Raw genomic sequence first — 3,636 nt, 5'->3', positions numbered from 1 at the left:
TTCGCAGTGAAGAAGTACAGGAGGTGATGGGAAAGATCCCCCCCTGGATCCTGCGTTGGGGAATTGCGGTTTTGTTTATCGTCGTACTGTCTTTGGTAACAGGCAGTTGTTTCTTCAAGTATCCGGATGTGATAGCGGCGGAGATGATCTTGACGGGACAGTTTCCGGTAGCACAAGTGGTATCAAGGGCTTCGGGGAAGATTAGTAAATTGTATGTGACAGATGGCCAGAGTGTGGTGGAGGGCGGTTTGCTTGCCGTCATTGAGAATCCGGCCTCGACGGAAGATGTGTTTAGCCTGAAGGAGAGAAAAGGAGGAGATAAGGAATTATCCCTTGGAGATATTCAGCCTTCGTACGCTGCTTATTTACAAAGCCTGCATGAGTATGAAAACTATTACGCTTTGAACTACTATCCGAAAAGGATAGCCGCCATGCAGCGACAGATAGAACAGTACCGTGTTTACTATCAAAACATGGAACGCCGGCAGGGTGTAGTGGAAGACCAATACCGGATAGCCCGGCAGCAATATGAACGTGATTCGACACTGTTTGCCCGGCAGGTGCTCTCACCCTCCGAACATGAAACGGCCCGGAACGTTCTGCTGCAAAGCCTGTATACGTTAGAAAGCGGGCGAGCATCCTTGGAAAATTTCCGCCTACAGATAGCTGAAATGGAAACCAACATATTGGACATAGGGTTGCAGCAGGCAGAAAAAGAAATACAGGTAGAACAGGGTCTCCGTACAGCCGCGGAACAACTGTCAAACGCCATCAATAGTTGGGAACTCACTTATTGTCTTGTCTCTCCAATCCGGGGTAAAGTGACTTTTACCAAATACTGGAATGAGAACCAGTATGTGACAGCGGGCGAGGGTGTCTTCACGGTAGTCCCCGGCGAAAACGCGGTATTGATAGGCAAAGCCCTGCTACCTGTATCGCGTTCCGGCAAGGTAAGAATAGGCCAGCGCGTGATGATACGTTTTGCCAATTTCCCCGACCAGGAGTTTGGGATCGTGAATGGGGTTGTGAACAGGATTTCGCTCGTCCCGTCGGATAACAACTACCAGGTAGAGATAGGTCTCCCCGATGGTCTGACCACCAATTACAGAAAAACCTTGCCGGTGACTCACGAGATGAAGGCATCGGCCGAAATAGTGACGGAAGACCTCCGCCTGATTGAACGATTTTTCATGCCCATTAAACGGGCGTTGAAAGAAGGCTTTTAGGCCGTCTCGGATATAAGCGAATACATAAAACAGATGTATAAAAAGATGGAAGACAATCATAAAAATATAGCTTTTTGCATTACTTGCATGAACAGGCTTGTATATCTCAGACAAACCTTGGAGCAGAATATGGAAGACAATTATCTGCCGTATAAAGTACTGTTTGCGTTGTTGGATTATCATTCCACAGATGGTTTGGAAGAATGGTGCAAAAGCCTGAAAAAGTATATAGATGCCGGTCTGTTGGTCTATTATAAAACGAACGAACCGGAAAGTTACCACAGGAGTCATAGCCGGAATATGATTTTCCGTCTATCAGATGCCGATATTGTCTGCAACTTAGATGCGGACAATTATTTGGGGAAAGGTTTTGCGGCAGATATTATCAACTGCTTTAACGGACGGGAGGATGTTTTTTATACCTCTGACTATCATATACCGGATGTGACCGGACGGCTTTGTGTGCTGAAAAAACATTTTTTACAGGTAGGCGGTTACAATGAATCTTTTTCCGGATGGGGGGTCGAGGATGTCGAATTGATTGACCGATTGAAAAAAGAAGGATTAAAACAGGATTATTTCAGAGACTCCCGATATTATAATGCTATCCGTCATTCTGACAGGCTGCGTGTATCCGAAGAGCAGGTATTAAAAACACTGGATGAAGCGTATATTTCGTATGTAACACCTTGGAAAACTATGTTTTTACTATTACATTCCAATTTAGTATGTGAAACAGGTATTTTGATTAACAACAAATTGAGGCATTATAATTTGCCGCATAAAATAAAAGAAACGAATGACTGGAGTCTGGATGAAAGGAGCCGGGAGGTATTGTCCGGTGATATAGGCAAAGGAAGATGGTCAAAGTCGGAAGGCTCCATTGAAACCGAAACAGGAAACATTCGCCGGATCTATCGAAAAGAAGGAGGAAAGCTAATAAATGATGGGAATGTCTTTTACAGGATGACGACAGAAGAATCGATCTCTCTTTTGGTTAAGACATTGACCGAAGCCTCCAACTATAAACAGGCGATGGCCTGTATAAAATCCGGCGCCGGGGTTAATCCGGATGGATTCGGACGAGGCGTTGTATATAAGAATTTTAATGATCAGGACAAGATAATATTAGACTGAATATGACGAACCCTATGCCTTTACAAATTGATTATGCTACTGTGTGGTACTATTTTTCCATATATTATTCACGGAAAGAATGGCATATTCTTCTTCCCTTTATCCGGCAGTTCTATGAAGAAAACATATTGATAATCAAACAGTGTTTCATCTCCTTTTCAGATGAGGGAGGCGAGAGTATCCGTTGCGCATTCCTCTTTCATTCACCTCCTCAGGAGGATATTAGAGAATACATTGAGTTTTTTTTCTACTCTGCCCTAAAAGAGAATCCGTCATCTTTTACAGATTCTTTTCCGTATGGAGAGAAATTGTGGATCAACTACCCGGTCAATCATATCGAATGGTATAACTTTGATATGCCGATTCTTATTCTTCGCTCTTCCGAATATCTGAATTTTTCACATCTTCTTTCATTGCTGGTTATCGACCTGATGGACGAAGAGTTATCCGACAAGGACGGATGTACAGGTTTAGCCACATTGTTTATGCTGGGATTACTCCGTTCCTCGTCGCTAAACCAACAAATGAAAACAGATGTCCTGGATGGATTCCGCAAGGAAGAACTAAACGGCAACCACACGCCGGAGAATGGGGTGATAATGGACAGTTATTTTAGCTACCTGCCTGACCAAAAAGAAACGGAGCATTGTTTCAATCTCTGGTTGAAAGAAGTAGAGGCTATTTATTGTAGGCATGGTTTAAAACGGACTTTCATTAACATGGTTGGCATCATTTGTTTCAGTCTGAATATAGATGACAAAACCGGTTTTACCATGCTGGATTTGCTTTATTTTTGGCATAAGAATAGAGGAGAGGTAGATAATCATTTTGCACATGAATAAAACAGCGAAAACAATGATTCCTCGTATTATTCACCAGATATGGTCAGGTGTAGATGAACCGTTACCGGAGCATTTTAAAATACTTGGACACACGTGGAAAGAACATTACCCCGCATGGGCAGTACGAGTATTGGGATAATGAGCGCATGAACCGGTTTATACAGGATTATTATCCTCAATATGGGGATGTTTATAACCAATTCCCTTACAACGTGCAGCGTTGGGACGCTATCCGGTATCTGATTCTGGACAGGATTGGAGGGATGTATGTTGATTTTGACTATGAATCCTTAGAGCCGATGGACGAATTGATAAGAAATAAAACCTGTTGTTTTGCAATGGTTCCACCCTCCTATTGGGAATATCACAAAAAACCTATGATGTTCAATAATGCGCTCATGTTTAGCATACCGGAGCATCCGTTCATGAAA

General features: G+C 43.1%; 4 protein-coding genes. All 4 read left to right on the top strand.

Annotation, left to right across the window (positions count from 1 at the left end; translation table 11 throughout):
• Positions 1-1,226 (top strand): HlyD family secretion protein (locus LBQ60_17125; GenBank protein ID MDR2039644.1); only part of this gene is annotated, 1,226 nt, incomplete at its 5' end.
• A gap of 33 nt (positions 1,227-1,259) precedes the next feature.
• On the top strand, positions 1,260-2,363 hold the full coding sequence (locus LBQ60_17120; protein MDR2039643.1) for a glycosyltransferase family 2 protein: 1,104 nt from the start codon (positions 1,260-1,262) through the stop codon (positions 2,361-2,363).
• A 14-nt stretch (positions 2,364-2,377) separates the two neighbouring features.
• Positions 2,378-3,205 (top strand): hypothetical protein, encoded by an 828-nt coding sequence (locus LBQ60_17115; GenBank protein MDR2039642.1) that lies wholly within the window; start codon positions 2,378-2,380, stop codon positions 3,203-3,205.
• An 83-nt stretch (positions 3,206-3,288) separates the two neighbouring features.
• Positions 3,289-3,636, top strand: a 348-nt coding sequence (locus LBQ60_17110; protein ID MDR2039641.1) for a hypothetical protein, incomplete at its 3' end; no start/stop codon positions are given.

It is taken from the genome of Bacteroidales bacterium, from assembly GCA_031275285.1.
In the GTDB taxonomy this organism is placed as follows: domain Bacteria; phylum Bacteroidota; class Bacteroidia; order Bacteroidales; family UBA4181; genus JAIRLS01.
This window is presented reverse-complemented; position numbering and strand designations above follow the sequence as displayed.